The organism is Bradyrhizobium sp. Ec3.3 (genome assembly GCF_000472925.1).
In the GTDB taxonomy this organism is placed as follows: Bacteria; Pseudomonadota; Alphaproteobacteria; order Rhizobiales; family Xanthobacteraceae; genus Bradyrhizobium.
In genome coordinates, this window is sequence record NZ_AXAS01000021.1 from 96,715 (window position 1) to 113,732 (window position 17,018).

Genomic DNA, 17,018 nt, shown 5'->3' on the forward strand with positions numbered 1-17,018 from the left:
TGATGCTTCTTGTTCTTTCTGGCTCACGTGGCGTGAGCGACGATGCAGTGGGGTGATCAAGTCTATGATCGGAGAGGCCGCAGTCAATGAAACGGCCAACCGAATTGCGCGCGCTTGCCAGAAGGACGTTTCATTGAACGAACGTCCGCGAGAAGGCGATGTGTGCGATGCCCGATCTGCGCGAAGATTGTGCAGGCGATGGAGTTGTCACGTGCTCCGCGAGCACGACGAGATCGTAACGAACTCGAAAAATCCTTTCGTCGTCGATGCGCGCGCTGGTGGAGAGAATGTCTGCGCTGCTCGCAACATTCGAAATTCCATTTCATTGACGATGCGGCCGACGCGCCGCATCATTTGCGCACCGCAATGAAGAGGCGAGGGATCTCGCCTCGAGAATATCCTTCTCTTAACGCAGCTCCGCACGGAACATGCGCAACGCGACGCGTTGCGTGGGCGGCGGAGCTTTGGGGCAATGAGGTGCAGATGAGCAATAACGAGGGCAAGCGCGGCAGTTCGGGTTTCGATCGGCGCCATCTGCTCCAGGCGGGCCTGGCGGCAGCGTTCGCCGCGCCGCTCGGCGCACTCGGTGCGCAGGCCTTTGCACCGCGCGCGATCGCGCCGGCGATCGATTTCTCGCAGTTTCCGCTGTGCCAGACAGCTTCTGATGCGCCCGCGCTCACGGGCGCGCCGCGCAAGCTGAAACTGTCGTGGAACGCGGGCGCCGTCTGCCTCGCGCCGGTCCCCCTGGGCATCGAGCACGGCTTCTTCCAGAAGCAGAATCTCGATGTCGAGCTCGTCAACTATTCCGGCTCGACCGATCAGCTCCTGGAGGCGATCGCGACGGGCAAGAGCGACGCGGGTCTTGGCATGGCGCTGCGTTGGTTGAAGCCGCTGGAGCAGGGTTTTGACGTCAAGATCGCGGCCGGTACCCATGGCGGCTGCATGCGCGTGCTGTCGCGCGCGGATTCCGGCGTTAACAAGCTTGCGGATCTCAAGGGCAAGATCGTCGCCGTGGGCGATCTCGGCGGCCCCGACAAGAATTTCTTCTCGATCCAGCTCGCAAAGCTCGGCATCGATCCGCTCAAGGACGTCGACTGGCGCGCTTATCCCGGCAACCTGCTGGATGTCGCGGTCCAGAAGGGTGAGGTGCAGGCTTTCCTGTCGTCCGATCCGCTCGCCTATCTCTGGCTGAAGGACAGTCAGTACAAGGAGGTTGCCTCCAATCTCGACGGTGAATATCGCGACAAGAGCTGCTGCATCCTTGGCCTGCGCGGCAGCCTGGTGCGCGACGAGCCGCAGGTCGCGCGTGCCATCACGCAGGCGCTGCTGGATGCTGCGATGTTCTCGTCGCAGAACCCGGAAAGGGCGGCAAAGTCGTTCCAGCCCTACGCGCCGAAGGCGGCGACGCTTGCCGACCTCGAAGGCATGGTGCGCTACCATACCCATCATCATCATCCGGTCGGCGAGGTGCTGAAGCGCGAGCTCAAGGCCTATGCGGACGATTTGAAGAGTGTCTCGGTGTTCAAGCCGAGCACGGATACCGCCAAATTCGCGGAGCGCATCTATGTCGACGTATTCGCTGTCTGACGGCCTGCCGTCGGCCGCGCCGCGCGAGCTTGCGCTTGCCGGCTGGCTGAAGGAGTCCGGGTCGGGTGTTGCGGCGAGCCTCGCCTGGATCGCGTTCGGCTCGTCCTGCCTGCTCTGGGACGACGTCGGCGATTGGTCGCGGACCCACTCGCTCGGGATCGCCGCCTTCATCATCGCGGCCTTCGCGCTATTCGGGACGGTCGGTGCCGATTATCTCGGTTCGGCCGGACGCGCATTGCGCAACCGCGCGCCCTGGCTGCTGGCGCTCGGCCTGATCCTGACGTTGTGGGAGGTCGCGACTGCAAAATTCGCCTGGCTGCCGCTGCCGTTTTTCCCGCCGCCGCAGGCGATCGTAGAGGTCTATACCGACGATCTGCCAAAGCTGCTCGACAGCGTCTTTGCCTCGATCCGGCTCCTGCTCGGCGGCTATCTCATTGGGGCGGCCATCGGCTTCCTCACCGGCGTTTCAATCGGCTGGTCGCGCGCGGTCGGATATTGGGTGCATCCGGTGCTGCGCTTCATTGGTCCAGTGCCCGCGACGGCCTGGTTGCCGATTGCCTTCTTCACCTTCCCGTCGAGCTGGAGCGCCTCGACCTTCCTGATTGCGCTTGCGACCGGTTTTCCCGTCACCGTGCTGACATGGTCGGGCGTCGCGAGCGTCGGCAGCGCCTATTACGACGTCGCGCGCACGTTAGGTGCAAAGCCGTCCTTCCTGGTGCTGAAGGTCGCGATCCCTGCAGCACTGCCGCACGTCTTTGTCGGCCTGTTCATGGGGCTCGGCGCGTCCTTTGCCGTACTTGTCATCGCCGAGATGATCGGCGTCAAGGCAGGGCTCGGCTGGTACCTGCAATGGGCGCAGGGCTGGGCGGCCTACGCCAACATGTATGCGGCGCTGATCGTGATGTCGCTTCTCTGCTCCAGTGCAATCACGCTGTTGTTTGCGATCCGCGATCGCCTCCTGGTCTGGCAGAAGGGGACCGTCAAATGGTAGCGACTGCCGAGGTCATCGCTTATCCCGCCGCCGGTGCCGCGCTCGACATCGAGCAGGTCAGCCACGCCTTCGACATCGAGGGCACCGAGCTTCCGGTGCTCAGCGACGTCAGCATCGCCGTCGAACCCGGTGAGTTCGTCGCGCTGCTCGGTCCGTCCGGCTGCGGCAAGTCCACGCTGCTGCGGCTGGTCGCGGGCCTGGAGAAGCCGCAAGCGGGCGCCCTGCGCGAGGACGAGAGCCGTATCACGCACCCGCATCCCTCGCGCGTGGTGGTGTTCCAGGATCCAACGCTGTTTCCCTGGCGGACGGTCTGGGACAACGTTGCGCTCGGCCTTGAGGCCCAGGGCATCCTGAAAAGCCAGCGTCCGCGCGTCGACGCCGCGCTCGATCTCGTCGGGCTGTCGGCGTTCCGCAACGCCTATCCGCACCAGCTCTCCGGCGGCATGGCGCAGCGCGTTGCGCTGGCGCGTGCGCTCGTCAACGATCCAAAAATCCTGATCCTCGACGAGCCGCTCGGCAAGCTCGATTCGCTCACGCGCATCACGATGCAAGCCGAGCTTGTCTCGCTGTGGCAACGCAAAGGCTTTACGACGCTGCTGGTGACCCACGACGCCGAGGAGGCGCTGGTGCTGGCCAATCGCGTCATCGTGTTCAGCGAGCGCCCGGCGCGCGTCAAGGCCGACATACGCGTCGACCGACCCTATCCGCGCCACCGCGGCGATCCCTATCTCGCGGATCTGCGCCGCCAAATCCTCGGCTTGTTGGGGCTCGACGCCACATGGTGACATCACAGGGCAACTCGGCGGCGAGAAGCCGCACCGCACAAAGCGAGCCGGACTACATCGAGCGTGCGCAGGGCCTCGCCGCGGTCTTCGCCGAGCGTGCCGCCGAGCACGATCGCGCGGCCAGCTTTCCCTTCGAGAACTTCAAGGAGCTGTCGGAAGCAGGCCTGTTGTCCCTGACAGTGCCCGCCGCGCTTGGTGGCGCTGGTGCGGGCGTGCGCTACGCGACGCGGATCATCGGCATCATCGCCAAGGCTGATCCGTCCACCGCGCTCGTGCTCTCGATGCACTACATCAATCATCTGGTGATGGCACGAAGCCCGACCTGGTCCGCCCGCTTGTCGCGCAAGCTTGCGCGCGAGGCGGTCGAGAGCCTGGCGCTGGTCAATGCGCTGCGTGTCGAGCCGGAACTCGGCTCGCCCGCGCGTGGTGGCCTGCCTGCAACGGTCGCGCGGCGGACTGAGACCGGCTGGCGCCTATCAGGTCACAAGATCTATTCGACCGGTGTGCCGATCCTGAAATGGTACCTGGTCTGGGCGAGGACCGACGAGGCGGAACCACGCGTTGGGCAGTTCCTGGTGCCGGCAGGCCTGCCGGGCACACGCATTGTCGAGACCTGGGATCATCATGGTCTCCGCGCGAGCGGTAGCCACGACGTCATATTCGACGACGTCGTATTCCCACTCGACTACGAGGTCGATGTCCGCAAACCAGCGGAGTGGCGCGGGCTCGATGCCACGCAGGCGACAACCCATACCGTCTTCATCGCCGCGATCTATGACGCTATCGCGCGCGCCGCGCGCGACTGGCTGATCGATTTCCTGAAGACGCGTGTGCCCTCCAGCCTCGGTGCGCCGCTTGCGACGCTTCCCCGCGCCCAGGAGGTTCTCGGCGCCATCGAGGCACGGCTTGCCGTCAATGCCCGGCTGATCGGTTCGTTCGCCGGCGACTTCGATGACGGTGTCGCGCTGTCGGCTGCCGAATCCAACGCGATCAAGCTCACCGTGACCAACAACTCGGTCGCCGTGGTCGAGGACGCGCTGTCGCTCACCGGCAATCATGGGCTTAGCCGCAGCAATCCGCTGGAGCGGCACTACCGCGACGTGCTGTGCGGTCGCGTGCACACACCGCAGGACGATTCGACGCGCATTGGCCTTGGCCGCACTGCGCTGGGACTTTGAAAATCATAGAGGAGACGATCAATGTCGATCGAGTTCATCGGCTTCATCAGCAACAACAATTCGTCCGAGACCATCGTCCGTGAGGGGCCGGTCCTGAACCCCACCCATATCGAGGCGGTCGCCAAGGCGCATGAAAACGCCGGTTTCGATCGCGCGCTGCTCGCGTTCCATTCGACGAGCCCGGACGCTCTTCAGGTAGCTCAGCACGTGCTGAATGTCACGGACCGCCTCAACGTGCTGATCGCGCAGCGTCCCGGGTTCACCGCACCGACGCTGCTGGCACGGCAGTTCGCGGCGCTCGATCAGTTCTCGCGCGGCCGCGTCGCGCTGCACGTCATCACCGGCGGCAATGCGACCGAGCTTCGGCAGGACGGCAACACGCTCGACGACAAGGACGAGCGTTACGCCCGCACGTCCGAATTCCTCGACATCGTCAGGCTGGAATGGACCAGCGACAAGCCATTCACCTACAAGGGCAAGTACTACCAGGTCGAGAACGGCTTTTCGCAGGTGAAGCCCTTCCACCCCGAGGGCATTCGCATCTATTTCGGCGGCGCATCGGATGCAGCGATCGACGTCGCCGGCAAGCACGCCGACACCTTCGCCCTCTGGGGCGAGTCCTACGCTCAGGTGCGCGACGTCACCTCGCGCGTGCATAACGCAGCGGTCAGGCAGGGGCGGTCGACGCCGCGCTTCAGCCTCTCGGTCCGGCCGATCATCGCGCCGACCGAGAAGCAGGCCTGGGAAAAGGCCGAAGCGATTTTGGCGCGCGCCGCAGCGCTTCAGGACAAGACCGGCTACCGCAAGCCGGCCGACGGCCATGCCACCGCCGGCGCGCGCCGCCTGCTCGCGCTCGCAGACCAGGGCAGCCGCATCGACAAGCGCCTGTGGACCGAGATCGCAAAGCTGACGGGCGCCAACAGCAACACGACCGCGCTGGTCGGCACGCCCGAGCAGGTCGCCGAAGCCTTCGGCGACTACTACGACCTCGGCATCTCGCACTTCCTGATCCGCGGCTTCGATCCGCTGATCGACGCCATCGAATATGGCCGCGAGCTGATCCCGCTGACGCGCGAGCTGATTGCCAAGCGCCAGGTCGCTCGCGGTGAGGCCGCCGAATGATCAGGCTGATGCTCGCCGGCGCGCTGCTGTTCGGTTCGTTTGACCTCGCAGGGGCGCAGACAACCCTGCGCGTCGGTGATCAGAAGGGCAATGCACGCGCCGTGATGGAGGCGGCCGGGCAGCTCAACGACGTACCCTACAAGATCGAGTGGAAGGAATTTCCGGCAGCCGCGCCGCTGCTCGAGGCGCTCAGCGCCGGCGCGATCGAAACCGGCCTCGTGGGCGACGCGCCCTTCACCTTCGCCGCCGCCTCCGGCGTGCCGGTGAAGGCGATCGCCGCGATCCGCCAGACCGGCGAAAGTCTCGCGATCCTCGTGCCGGAGAACTCGCCGATCAAGAGCTTTGACGATCTGCGCGGCAAGAAGATCGCAACCGGCCGCGGCTCCATCGGCCATCAGCTCATTCTGGCGGCTTTGGAGAAGAACGGCTGGAGCGCGACCGACGTGCAGATCACCTTCCTCGCGCCCTCCGACGCCAAGATCGCCTATACGCAAGGCTCGGTCGACGCGTGGTCGACCTGGGAGCCCTATATCAGCCAGGAGCAGGTGCTGTTCAAGTCGCGCCGCATCATCACCTCCGAAGGCCTGACGCCGGGTCTCAGCTTCCAGGTGGCGCGGCCCGAGGCGATCCGCGACAAGCGCGCCGAGTTGACCGATTTCGTCCGGCGCCTCACCGCCGCGCGCGTCTGGTCGATCAACAATGTGAACAGCTATGCCGAGACCTGGGGCAAGCTGATGAACATCCCGGCCGCGGTGCCGCTCAACTGGCTCTCACGCGCAAAAATGCGCATCGCGCCGATCGACGACAGCGTGATCACGGACGAGCAGGCTACGATCGATCTCTATTTCCGCTGGGGTCTCATCAAGCAGAAGCTCGACGCCGTGGACATCGTCGATCGCTCCTTCTCGGGCGGGATCGCAAAAGCGGGATTGTAGGCTGTTGCTCGTGTCCCGGACGCGGTGCAGCGCGCAGCGCTGCGCCGCAGAGCCGGGACCTACGCCGCATAGAGCGCTCTCGGCAACATGGGCCCCGGCTTAGCAGCGCACCACTGCGTGATGCGCTGCATCCGGGGCACGAGACCTCACAAATACTCAAGCATTCGTGAGATGAGAACGAGGTTTCCCTCTCGGCCGCCATTGTCGAAATATTCCTCCTGCGTTCTCCATTCCCGGTAACAGCCGCATTGCTATTTGCACCGTGCCTCTTGCCGCACGCTACCTCCCGTCAAAAATCAACCAGACGACCACATCGGGAGACCGGCCATGGGCCTGCAACAAACAAAAATCGAATCGCTTCCCTTCGTCACAGCCGAGCTCAACTATCTCGCATCCACGTCGGGCAAACCGCGCACCTACGCGTTTGATCCGCCGCCGGGCGAGCCAAAGACCACCTCATTGCCCGAGCCGCACCAGGTCCCGATGTTCGACGGGCGTCTGATCGCGGAAAACTTCTCGCTCGACCGCGAAGGCTTTGCGCTGGTGCGCCATCCGACGCGCGTGAGGGATTTTTACAACGACGAGGAGGTGAGGGCGGTCTACTACCCCGCCGTCGAAGCTTTTCTCCGCGCAACGTTGAAGGCCGAGCGCGTCGTCATCTTCGATCACACCGTGCGCAGGCGCGTCGATGGCGCGGCCGACATCCGCGGCGCAGGTCCGCGCCAGCCCGCAACGCGCGTGCATGTCGACCAGACCGTTGCCTCGGGCGCCAACCGCGTCCGCGAGCATTTGCCTGATGAGGCCGAGGAGCTTCTCAAGGGTCGTGTGCAAGTCATCAATCTCTGGCGACCGATCCGCGGTCCCTTGCGCGATTCTCCGCTCGCAATGGCCGACGGTACGACGGTTGCGCCCGGCGATCTCGTCGCCTCCGACCTGATCTATCCCAACCGCCGCGGCGAGACCTATTCGGTGAAGTACAATCCGAACCATCGCTGGTTCTATTTCCCGGAGATGACACCGGACGAAGCGCTGCTGCTGAAGTGCTATGATTCCGCAACCGACGGCCGCACCCGCTTCGGGCCGCATACCGCCTTTGTCGATCCGACCACGCCGGCCGATGCACCCCCACGCGAAAGCATCGAACTGCGGACACTGGTGTTTCACAAACCGTAACAATGTGTGATGGCAGTGCCGGGCCAGGCCCGGCACTAGCTTCAGGAACTTTGTCGACGAGCTCGCGTTGTTGGCGCCGGAGGCGGGGTCACCTTAGGTGGGGGACGCCATGCGCGCGCTCATCGCCGTGCTTTTCTTGTTTGCCTTTTTCTCGCCAGCCGACGCAGAGAGCGGACTAGCCTCATATTACGGATACGGAAAAGCCGCCAGGAGCGGCGAGATGACGTGTGCCCATCGGACGCGGCCGTTCGGCACCGTGCTCACGGTGTCCTATGGCGGGCGCTCTATCCAATGCCGCGTCAACGATCGCGGTCCGTTCATCCGTGGCCGCATCGTTGATCTATCCGTCCCTGCCGCTCGCGCGCTCGGCATGATGAGCGCGGGCGTGGTGCGGGTTTCCGTGCAATAGGCATGCGTCTGCCCGCAAGCTCGCTATAATGCCGCCCAACCAATGTCGAGGGGGGCGCAATGGCGAAGATCAGGGTGGGGCTCGTGGGGTGCGGCTTCGTTTCGGAGTTGCACATGTGTGCGTTTCGGCGCGTCTATGGCGTCGATGTCGAGGTTGCGGCGGTGGCCGCGCGCGGCGACCATGTGGTGGAGTTCGCCCGCCGCCATCAGATCGCGCGCAGCTATCGCAGCTTTTCCGACCTGATCGCCGACGCCGATATTGACGTCGTCGACATCTGCACGCCGCCCAATCTGCATGCGACGATGATCATTGCGGCCATGCAGGCGGGCAAGCACGTGATCTGCGAGAAGCCGTTCGCCGGCTATTTCGGCCGCGAGGGCGATGAGCAGCCGATCGGCAGGCACGTGCCGAAGGCGTTGATGTACGAGCGTGTGCTGGAGGAGATGGCAACTACACGCGATGCGATACAGCGGACCGGCAAGCTCTTCATGTATGCCGAGGATTGGGTCTATGCGCCGGCTGTGACCAAGACCGCCGAAATCATCAGGGCGACGAAGGACAAGATCCTGTTCATGAAAGGCGAGGAGAGCCATTCCGGCTCGCATGCCGCGCACGCCGCGCAATGGGCGATGACCGGCGGCGGCTCGCTGATCCGCATGGGCTGCCACCCGCTGTCGGCCGTGCTGTACCTGAAGCAGGTCGAGGCGAAAGCGCGTGGTGAGACGATTCGTGTCGCGAGCGTCACCTGCGATGTCGGCAACGTCACCGCCGGTCTCAAGCCGGAGGAGCGCACCTACATCAAGGCCAACCCGGTCGATGTCGAGGATTGGGGCACGCTCACCATCACCTTCTCCGACGGTACCAAGGCCACGGTGTTTTCCGGCGACATGATCATGGGCGGCGTGCGCAACCTGATCGAGACCTACACCAGCGGCGGCTCGCTGTTCGCCAACATCACGCCGAACACGCATTTGATGAGCTACCAGACCAGCGAGGAGAAGCTCGCCTCGGTCTACATCACTGAAAAGGTCGACCGCAAAACCGGCTGGCAATATGTCTGCCTCGAAGAGGAATGGACGCGCGGCTATTTGCAGGAGATCCAGGATTTCATGGAGTGCGTGGCGACCGGACGACAACCGCTCTCCGATCTCGCGCTGGCCTATGAGACGATCAAGGTGAACTACGCCGGTTACTGGGCAGCGGACGAGGGCAGGCGGGTGGTGTTATAGAGCTTTCTTCTGGGTGAAGCAGCCGCGCATGCTGCTATCCCTTCTCCCCTTGTGGGAGAAGGTGGCGCGAAGCGCCGGATGAGGGGGTCTATCCGCGAGTCCAACTGAGAGAGGTGTTCGCGGAGAGAACCCCTCACCCGTCTCGCCGCTGAAGCGGCGAGCCACCCTCTCCCGCAAGGGGAGAGGGGAAGAGTCAGCGCCAGCTTAACGTTCGTAAACGCGTCCTACGCCCCGTACGTCGATCCCTTCGGCAGCGGAAACACCGGATCCTGGGTCCGGATGTTCGTCGGCCACACCACCGAGATGTGCTCGCCGGCATTTTGCATCACGACCGGCGTCGAGCGCTCGTTCTGGCCGGAGAGCGGCGTGCCCGGCGGGAAGAACTTTACGCCGTAGCCCTGGATGGTGCCGCCCGCGGGGATGTCGACGTCGAGCGCGGCCTTGCGGATCGCATCGGGGTCGAAGCTGCCGTATTTCTCCTTCGCCACCGGCAGCACGTTGTTGAGCAGCACCCAGGTCTGGTTGAAGCCCATCGAGCAGTGCGGCGGCACGTCGGTCGCGCCGGTCTTCGCCTGGTAGCGCGAAACCATGGTCTTGATGAGATCGCCCATGCCGGGGGCGAGCTTCGACGGATCGAGCAGCTGTGCCGGCACCGGATCGATGTTGCAGAAATTGTCGATGTCGGCGCCAAACGTCGTGCGCAGCTTGTCGAGCTGGCTGTAGCCGGCGCCGGCGCCGAACAGCATCTTGAAGCGCAGCCCGCTCTCGCGCGCCTGGCGCAGAAACAGCGTGATGTCGGGGTTGTATCCGGCATGCGAGATGACGTCGGCCTTGGCGCGCTTGATCTTGGTGACGAGTACCGAGAGATCGGGCGCGGAGGCCGAATACCCCTCTTTCAGCGCCACCTGAACTCCAGCCTCCTTGGCATAGGTTTCGTCGGCGGCGGCCACGCCCACCCCATAGGGGCCGTCCTCGTGAATCAGCGCGACCTTGACGTCCTTCGGATCCATGCCGAGCTTGGCTTTCGCATGCTCGGCGAGGAAGCCCGCGAAGGCCTGGCCGTACTGGTCGGAGTGGATCTGCGCGCGGAAAACGTACTGCAGGTTCTTGTCCTTGAACACGGCGGTCGAGACCGCGGTCGTGATCCAGAGGATCTTCTTCTGTTGCTCGACCTTGGCGGAGAGCGGAACGGCGTGCGAGCTCGCATAGACGCCGTTGATGATGTCCACCTTCTCCTGGTTGATCAGCCGCTCGGCTTCGTTGATTGCGACGTCGGGCTTGCTCTGCGAGTCCGCGGCAACAGGCACGATCTTGGTCTTGCCGCCGATGCCGCCCTTCTCGTTGACGAGGTCGATCGCGATCTGTGCGCCGATCGAGGAAGCGACCGAGCCGCCCGCCGCAAACGGGCCGGTCAGATCGTAGATCACACCGATGCGCAAAGTTTCAGCTTGTGCCTGGGCGCGTGTCCAATCGAGGCTGAGTGCGGCGGCGGCAGCCGCCGAGGTCTTCAGCAGTGTCCTGCGTGAAGTCGGCATCCTATCCTCCCTTCGAACCTTCGGTTGAGACCGGCTCTATGCCTGTTTTTGCCAAGTATTTGGAGGGGATGGTGGAAAGTCAACATGCGCCGCACTAGGCAATTCGGACATGCCCGCGGCCATGATCGAGATCAAGGCGCCTGTTCGCCAGCCCGACTAACAAGACATCATGGATGTCGTCCCCTTCGTCGCTGCCGCAGCCTCGCTGCTGGCAATTCCCGGCCCGACCAATACGCTGCTAGCCACCTCCGGTGCGTCGGTCGGCTGGTCGCGCTCGCTTCATCTGTTGGCAGCCGAACTCGCGGGTTACCTGCTGGCGATCCTTATCCTGCGCGCGCTGCTGGCCCCGCTGATGATCGCGGTGCCGATGGTCGGCACCGCATTGCGCGTCGTGGTCGCGCTCTACCTTGTCCATCTTGCCGTGCTGCTGTGGCGTCACGGCGCCAGCGACTTCGGCAGCCATGCGCCGGTGACGTTTCAGCGCGTGCTGATCACGACCCTGCTCAATCCGAAGGCGATCATCTTTGCATCCGCCCTGCTGCCGTTCGAGGTCGGCGCTTGCGATCTCATGCCACGACTCGCCTTGCTCGCGGCCCAGATCGCCACGATCGGCTCGGCCTGGATTGCGCTCGGCGTCTCGCTCGGCTGCGGGTTTGACGGGATCGGGCGTCCCGCTCTCGTCTACAAGCTCAGCGCGATTGCACAGGTCATTCTCGCCGGCATGATCGGCACGCACTCCCTCGGGATCGCTTAAGGCCGTTACGCAGCCCCGCCTGACCTGATCGAGGCAGGCGGACATGGCCGATCAGCATGCCGGCGGCGCCGCGCGCATTTTCCCCTGAGTATCATTCTTTTGCTCCATCGTCGGTGCGTGCGCGCACGCGCTGTGGGAAGTCGCATTGCCTCCCGTTTTTGTGATGGATTTCTGCTGGCTTGTTCGGCGCCAGCCGAGGGCGACGATGGGCCTTCGGCTTGTGCGCATCGCGGATTGCATGCCATCCTAACGAGGCAAATTGCATGGGAAGCCCAATTCCCGGCATGGCCATCGAGCCAGTTTTAAGGGTTGGAACGCAAAACGCTCAAGGAGAAGGGACATGGAATGGACGCATCGTCTTGCAGGGCTGGCTTGCGCCGGTCTCCTGCTATCCCCGGTCAGTGCTTTGGCAGGCCCCAAGGTGGTGTCCGGTCCGGGCGCCGATCCCGGATGTTTCAAGCCTTGGTCCAGCCAGACCAAGTTCTTCCAGTGGGATAAGAAGCCGGGGCCTTACAAGATTGCCCTCGTCAACGGCTTCGTCGGCAACACCTGGCGCATCCAGATGGTGAAGACGGCGAAGGCCTTCGCCGAGCAGCCCGGCATCAAGGAGAACATCAAGGAGTTCAAGGTGGTCTCCACCGGTACCGATGTTGCAGCGCAACTCGGCGCGATGGAGGACTTCATCAATCAAGGCTTCGACGGCATCGTCACCATCGCGGTGGCGCCCGACGGTTTTGATCGCATCATCCGTCTCGCCGACAAGAACAACGTGGTGGTCGTTCCCTTCGACAACATCCTCGACACCGACAAGGTGATGATGGTCAACGAGGACCAGAAGGAGATGGGCCGCATGTCGGCGAAATGGATCATGGATGAAAGCGGCAAGAAGTCCGGCGACATCCTGGAGGTCCGCGGCCTGCCCGGCAATTCGGTCGATCGCGACCGCCATATCGGCTTCCGCGAGGTGATGGAAGCGCCCGGCAACAGCTTCAAGATCACCGAAGTGGTTGGCAATTGGGATACCGGCACCTCGCAGAAGGTGACCGCAGACGCGCTTGCGGTCCACGGTCATTTCGACGGGGTGTTCACGCAAGGCGGCTCCGACGGCACCGTGCAGGCGATGATGTCGGCCAAGCATCCCTTCGTGCCGATGTCGGGCGAGGGCGAGAACGAGTACCGCAAGCAGATCGCCGATCACGCCAAGGACGGCCTCAAGGGTATGTCCTACGGTCAGTCGCCGGCGCTGGTCGCCATCGCCATGAAGGCGGCGATCTCGGCGCTCCAGGGCAATCCCATGCCGCAGCTGATCTCGATCCCGATTCCGGTCGCGACCTACAAGGATCTCAAGCCCGGCACCAACTACTGGCCGGACCTCAACGCGAACTTCTTCGCGCCAAACCAGTTCACGCCCTGCGGCGTGAATTTCACCGCGCCGGAGATCATGTCGCAAAGCGAAAAGAATACCCAGTGACGGAGCTGGAGATGTATTGCTTGCGGCCCGGCCTTGGCCGGGCCGCCGTTGCGTGAGAACGTGCCATGTCGGATGCGGTCCTGACGCAGGAAGCCTTTCTCGAGCTGTCCGGCATTTCCAAACGCTACGCCGGCGTGCGGGCGCTCGAGGGCGTCGACTTCGCCTGTGAACGCGGCAAGATCCACGCCGTGCTGGGCGAGAACGGCGCCGGCAAATCGACGCTGATCAAGATCATCGCCGGCGTGGTGCAGCCCGACAGCGGCCGCATGCGGCTCGCCGGGCGTGACGTGAGCTTCGCGACGCCCTCGGCCGCCAATGCCGCCCGTGTGGTCTGCATCTTCCAGGAGCTGTCGCTGATGCCCGACCTCTCGGTCGCGGACAACATCTCGATCGCCTCGCCACCGCGCCGGTTCGGCCTGATCGATGCGCGGGCGCAACGCCGCCGCGCCGAGGAGCTGCTGGCCGAGATCGGGTGCGAAGACGTCAATCCGCTGATGCGCGTTCGCGACCTGCCGCTGTCGCGCCGCCAGATCGTCGAGATCGCCAAGGCGCTCGGCAAGAAGCCGCAGCTCTTGATCCTGGACGAAGCGACCTCGGCTCTCACCAGCGCCGACGTGGAGAAGGTCTACGCCATGCTGGCGCGGCTCAAGTCCGAGGGCGTCGCCATTCTCTATATCTCGCACCGCATGCACGAGGTCGAGGCGCTCGCCGACCGCGCCTCCGTGTTCCGCAACGGACGCCATATCGAAACCTTCGACAGGGGTAGGCGCTCGACCGCAGAGATCGTTCAGCTCATGATCGGTCGCGACATCGCGGCTCAATACCCTGCCAAGCCGGCCCGCACCTCGGTGAAGCCGATGCTGGCGCTCGACAATTTGTCTTGGGAAGGTCGTCTCGACCGCATCTCGCTTCGCGTCGGCGCCGGCGAGATCGTTGGTCTCGGCGGCCTCGACGGCCAGGGCCAGAAGTCCCTCCTGCTCGCGCTTTTTGGAGTGCTGCGCGGCATCTCCGGGCGCGTCACGGTCGAAGATCGCGAGGTCCGGCCGGGCTCCCCGGCCGCTGCGAAGTCGGCCGGCATTGCGCTGGTACCCGAGGACCGCAAGACGGAAGGCCTGATGCTGCCGATGTCGATCGCCGACAATCTGGTGGTCGCCTCGCTCGACGCGATCTCGACCGGACCTCTGGTCGACCGTGCCAAGGAGAGCGAAGCCGTTCAGCGCGCCATTGCGCGGCTGCAGATCAAGATCGGCGCGCCCGGCGATGCGGTCTCGACGCTTTCGGGCGGCAACCAGCAGAAGGTGGTGCTCGCCAAATGGCTGATGACCGAGCCGCGAATCATCCTGCTCAACGATCCCACGCGCGGCATCGACGTCGGCACCAAGCAGGAGCTCTACCGGCTGATGCGCGAGCTCGCCGACCAGGGCGCCGCCATCCTGTTCTACTCGACCGACTATGACGAATTGATCGGCTGTTGCGACAGGGTGGCGATCATGTATGACGGCCGTATCGTGCGCGAGCTCGAAGGCAGCGAGCTCACCGAGACCAATATCATCGCGAGCGCGCTGAACATCGATGCTGCAGCGCCGGCCGGCACTGGGGCCGTCCATGCTTGACGATGTGGCCATTCGCGTCCGCCAGAACGTCGGCATCGTCACCGCTGTCCTGTTGTTCTGCGTCCTCTACGTCCTCTACAACCTCGCGCATCCCAAGGGCTTCTCCTCGGCCGTTCTGGTGCAGAACGGCGACGAGATCTTTGCGCTGGCCATGCTGGCCATGGCCCAGACCGTTCCAGTGCTGGCGTCGGGGCTCGATCTCTCGGTCGGCGCCGTCATGACCATGGTGGGATGCTTTGCGAGCTATCTGCTCACGGGCACGGCGGGCGGCACGCCGCTGCATCTCGATCTCTTCGGCCTGCATCTTTTCCTGGGCACCTTTCCCGGCGACATCAGCGGCATCCTGCTCGGGATCGTCGTGTGCCTTGCCATCGGCGCACTGGCCGGCTTCGTCAACGGCTGTGTCGTCGTCTATGGACGCATCCAGCCGATCATCGCCACGCTCGCGACCGGCGCGGTCTATATCGGCATCGCGCTGTTCCTGCGGCCGACGCCGGGTGGCAAGATCGACGAGGATCTCAACTGGGCGCTGACCAATTCGCTCGGCGATTTCGCTGCGACCGTGCACATCTTCGACGATGGTGCGGCAGGCTGGTTCGCGCCGGTAGCCTGGATTCCGGTGCCCTTCGTGCTGCTGGTCCTGATCGCGCTCCTCGTCTGGGTGCCGTTCCGCCGCTCCGTTCTCGGCCGCGCCGTTTATGCGGTCGGCTCGGCCGAAGGCGCGGCCTATATGTCGGGACTGCCCGTTGACCGCGCCAAGATCGCGGCCTTCACGCTCGCGGGCTTTTTCGCCGGTTGCGGCGGACTTTTTCTCGCCATCCAGACCTCCTCGGGCAATGCCGACATTCCGCAGGCCGGCGCCTATACGCTCAACTCCATCGCCTCCGTCGTGATCGGCGGAACGTCGCTGCTCGGCGGCACCGGCAGCGCGATCGGCTCGATCTTCGGGGCCATGATCCTGCGCGTGATCTCCTTCTTCTTCCGCATCTTCGACATCGCGCCCCTGCTGCAACCGCTGTTCGAGGGCCTGATCCTGCTGGCAGCGGTCAGCATCGGCGCGCTCGGCGTCTTGCGCGTCAGGAACACGCTGGAGCTCTTCCGATGACATCGGCCTCTCTCAGCCTCTCGCGCGACGATCGCCCGATCCTGATTGCGGCGCTGTTCATCCTCGTCATCCTGGTCGCGGGCACCGTTTATACATTCGCCCGTTTCGGCAGCGCGCCACTGCTGTCGCCGACCTATCTGTTGCAGCAGCTCCAGATCGGCGCCTTCCTCGGTATCGTCGCGGCCGGCATGATGGTCGTGATCCTGATCGCCCAGATTGACCTTTCGGTGCCGTGGACGCTCGCCGCCGCCGCGATGATGGCGACGTCGATCGGCGGACCGCTCGCGATTCCCGTCGGGCTCGGCATCGGGCTTCTGGTCGGGCTCGTCAACGGCATCGGTGTCGCGTACTTGCGCGTGCCCTCGATGATCTTCACCCTCGGCGTCAACGCGGTGATGCGCGGCCTGATGGTTGCCCATACCGGCGGCTACGCGCCGCAGACGGCCGCCACCGATTTGATGCGGACGCTCGCCGCCGACCGTACGCTGGGCATTCCCAACGCCTTGTTCGTCTGGGCCGCGGTGTCCGTGCTGGTCGCCGTCATGCTCCAGCGCACCGCGCTCGGCCGTTACATCTATGCCATCGGCAACAAGGAAGCGGCCGCGTATCTCGCCGGCGTCGACACGCGCCGCGTCACCGTGATCTGCTTCGTCATCTGTGGTGTCGCGGCCGCGCTCGCGGGCGTGCTGCTCGCCGGCTATTCCACAAAGGCCTATCAGGGCATGGGAGACGCCTATCTATTGCCGTCGATCGCGGCGGTGGTGATCGGTGGCACCAACATTTTGGGCGGCCGCGGCCGCTATCTCGGCACGCTGATAGGCGTCGTGCTGATCGTGCTGCTCAACAGCGTGCTCTCGATCATGGACATGCCCGAGGCCGGCCGCCAGGTGATCTACGGCCTCGTCATCATCTTCATGCTGCTGGTCTATGGTCGCGGCGAACGCGTCACGAGCTGACGAATCTCAGTCCGTTCCCTAGAGCTTGATAGGTTAGGTGGTCAGATTGTGCCTGTCAGGGGTCTGACCATCCCACCGCCCGATGATAGCATCATGCCCCTGATTTGCCCGACGTGTCAAATGATTTCGTAAAATCGTAAATCATCGCGCCATTCGCCACCGGCTACTTTGCATG

General features: G+C 64.2%; 15 protein-coding genes. 14 read left to right on the forward strand and 1 reads right to left on the reverse strand.

The window, feature by feature from the left end; translation table 11 throughout:
- Positions 1 to 483 precede the first annotated feature (483 nt).
- The 9 genes from YUU_RS0122810 to YUU_RS0122850 all read left to right on the forward strand — a co-directional run bounded on the left by YUU_RS0122810 (position 484) and on the right by YUU_RS0122850 (position 9,409).
- Positions 484 to 1,587, forward strand: a complete 1,104-nt coding sequence (locus tag YUU_RS0122810; RefSeq protein WP_027524491.1) for an ABC transporter substrate-binding protein — start codon at positions 484 to 486, stop codon at positions 1,585 to 1,587.
- Positions 1,565 to 2,578 (forward strand): ABC transporter permease, encoded by a 1,014-nt coding sequence (locus tag YUU_RS0122815; protein ID WP_027524492.1) that lies wholly within the window; start codon positions 1,565 to 1,567, stop codon positions 2,576 to 2,578. Before YUU_RS0122810 ends, YUU_RS0122815 begins: the two co-directional genes overlap by 23 nt.
- Positions 2,572 to 3,363 carry an ABC transporter ATP-binding protein gene (locus YUU_RS0122820; protein ID WP_027524493.1) on the forward strand — a complete coding sequence of 264 codons (792 nt, stop codon included), beginning with the start codon at positions 2,572 to 2,574 and terminating at the stop codon, positions 3,361 to 3,363. Before YUU_RS0122815 ends, YUU_RS0122820 begins: the two co-directional genes overlap by 7 nt.
- On the forward strand, positions 3,357 to 4,541 hold the full coding sequence (locus tag YUU_RS0122825) for an acyl-CoA dehydrogenase family protein (protein ID WP_027524494.1): 1,185 nt from the start codon (positions 3,357 to 3,359) through the stop codon (positions 4,539 to 4,541). The genes YUU_RS0122820 and YUU_RS0122825 overlap by 7 nt, the downstream gene beginning before the upstream one ends.
- Before the next feature lie 21 nt (positions 4,542 to 4,562).
- Complete coding sequence (locus YUU_RS0122830; protein WP_027524495.1) at positions 4,563 to 5,663, forward strand: LLM class flavin-dependent oxidoreductase; 1,101 nt, start codon at positions 4,563 to 4,565, stop codon at positions 5,661 to 5,663.
- Positions 5,660 to 6,598: an ABC transporter substrate-binding protein gene (locus YUU_RS0122835; RefSeq protein ID WP_027524496.1), complete on the forward strand. Its 939-nt coding sequence runs from the start codon at positions 5,660 to 5,662 to the stop codon at positions 6,596 to 6,598. The genes YUU_RS0122830 and YUU_RS0122835 overlap by 4 nt, the downstream gene beginning before the upstream one ends.
- 327 nt (positions 6,599 to 6,925) lie before the next feature.
- Complete coding sequence (locus YUU_RS0122840) at positions 6,926 to 7,771, forward strand: CmcJ/NvfI family oxidoreductase (RefSeq protein WP_027524497.1); 846 nt, start codon at positions 6,926 to 6,928, stop codon at positions 7,769 to 7,771.
- Positions 7,772 to 7,880: 109 nt separating this feature from the next.
- Entirely contained in the window at positions 7,881 to 8,180 is a 300-nt protein-coding gene (locus tag YUU_RS0122845; protein ID WP_027524498.1) for a septal ring lytic transglycosylase RlpA family protein, read from the forward strand.
- A 59-nt stretch (positions 8,181 to 8,239) separates the two neighbouring features.
- Entirely contained in the window at positions 8,240 to 9,409 is a 1,170-nt protein-coding gene (locus YUU_RS0122850; protein ID WP_027524499.1) for a Gfo/Idh/MocA family protein, read from the forward strand.
- A gap of 224 nt (positions 9,410 to 9,633) precedes the next feature.
- On the opposite strand, the gene YUU_RS0122855 is transcribed toward YUU_RS0122850, so the two are convergent.
- Positions 9,634 to 10,944, reverse strand: coding sequence for an ABC transporter substrate-binding protein (locus tag YUU_RS0122855; protein ID WP_027524500.1), 1,311 nt, complete (start codon positions 10,942 to 10,944; stop codon positions 9,634 to 9,636).
- 169 nt (positions 10,945 to 11,113) lie between these two features.
- Between YUU_RS0122855 and YUU_RS0122860 the strand changes: the two genes are divergently transcribed.
- The 5 genes from YUU_RS0122860 (at position 11,114) to YUU_RS0122880 (ending at position 16,843) form a co-directional block, all read left to right on the forward strand.
- Positions 11,114 to 11,698, forward strand: coding sequence for a LysE family translocator (locus YUU_RS0122860; protein ID WP_027524501.1), 585 nt, complete (start codon positions 11,114 to 11,116; stop codon positions 11,696 to 11,698).
- Between the two features lie 340 nt (positions 11,699 to 12,038).
- Complete coding sequence (locus tag YUU_RS0122865; protein WP_027524502.1) at positions 12,039 to 13,169, forward strand: sugar ABC transporter substrate-binding protein; 1,131 nt, start codon at positions 12,039 to 12,041, stop codon at positions 13,167 to 13,169.
- 65 nt (positions 13,170 to 13,234) lie between these two features.
- Positions 13,235 to 14,782, forward strand: a complete 1,548-nt coding sequence (locus YUU_RS0122870) for a sugar ABC transporter ATP-binding protein (RefSeq protein WP_027524503.1) — start codon at positions 13,235 to 13,237, stop codon at positions 14,780 to 14,782.
- Positions 14,775 to 15,887, forward strand: a complete 1,113-nt coding sequence (locus tag YUU_RS0122875; RefSeq protein ID WP_027524504.1) for an ABC transporter permease — start codon at positions 14,775 to 14,777, stop codon at positions 15,885 to 15,887. The genes YUU_RS0122870 and YUU_RS0122875 overlap by 8 nt, the downstream gene beginning before the upstream one ends.
- A complete protein-coding gene (locus tag YUU_RS0122880) occupies positions 15,884 to 16,843 on the forward strand; it encodes an ABC transporter permease (protein WP_027524505.1) in 960 nt (319 codons plus the stop codon). The genes YUU_RS0122875 and YUU_RS0122880 overlap by 4 nt, the downstream gene beginning before the upstream one ends.
- Positions 16,844 to 17,018: the final 175 nt, after the last annotated feature.